The organism is Adlercreutzia sp. DFI.6.23, assembly GCF_024462535.1.
GTDB lineage: Bacteria > Actinomycetota > Coriobacteriia > Coriobacteriales > Eggerthellaceae > Adlercreutzia > Adlercreutzia rubneri.
This window is the reverse complement of the sequence record NZ_JANGBP010000026.1, coordinates 1-977: the sequence shown is the minus strand read 5'-3', so window position 1 is coordinate 977 and position 977 is coordinate 1. Positions and strand designations below refer to the sequence as shown.

The window sequence follows — 977 nt, the reverse complement described above, 5'->3', positions numbered from 1 at the left end:
ACCGCGACATGTACCGCTACCGCCACGCGGGCGCCGGCCTGGTCGGCGAGGCCGATTTCTTCAACGGCTACGACCGCGACGCGTGCCCGCGCTGCGGCTCGCCGGCGATCGAGGGCAACGGGCGCGACGCCAACGGCGTGCGCCGGTGGCGCTGCCTGTCCTGCGGCCGCGCGTTCAACCCGGCCACCGGCACCGTCTTCGACGGCCGCAAGCTGCCCGTCGCCGACTGGACGGAGTTCCTCCTCGAGGTCTTCTCCTACGGCAGCCTGGCGGGCGCGGCCCGGTCGGGCCGCAGGTCGGCCACCACGCCGCCGTACTGGCTCGCCAAGCTGCTCGCGGTGCTGGAGGGGGTGCAGGAGGGCGCCGCCCTGGCCGGCCGGGTGGAGATCGACGAGATGATGTACCCGCTGCCGCTGGCGGACCAGCCGAGGATGCCCGACGGCTCCAAGGTCCCGGGCGGCTTCTCCAAGGGGAAGCACTGCATCGGCATCGGCTGCGACGGGAGCGGGGCGTCGGTGTTCGCCGACGAGGGGCTCGGCAAGACCAGCGGCGCGCGCACCCTCGCCGCCTTCGGGGGCCATGTGGCGCGCGGCTCGACGCTGGTCCACGACATGGAGAACGGCCACAACCGCCTGGTCCGCGAGCTGGGCCTGCGCAGCGAGCGGCACAACTCCAAGCTCATCAAGCGCCTGCCCGACCCGGAGAACCCGCTCGCCGCGGTCAACCGGCTCTGCTATCTGCTGCGCCTGTTCCTCGACTCCCACACGGGGTTCGACCGCACCAGGCTCGGCGGCTACCTCGACCTCTTCTGGGTGATGATGAACCCTCCCCGCGACAAGATGGAAAAGGCGGCGTTCGTGTTGGATCGGGCAATGCGCAACCCGAAAACGCTCCGATACAGGGACTTCTACGCGAGGTCGCCCAGTTCAGACGATGAGGAGTCCTCCTCCTAGCCCACAATCTGCAAAGGAGGATTA

Annotated in this window: 1 protein-coding gene; it reads left to right on the top strand. The window is 70.1% G+C overall.

Annotated elements, in window-relative coordinates:
- The coding region (locus NE591_RS12145) for a hypothetical protein (RefSeq protein ID WP_256156732.1) at positions 1 to 953 on the top strand (953 nt) is incomplete at its 5' end.
- Between the last annotated feature and the right edge of the window lie 24 nt (positions 954 to 977).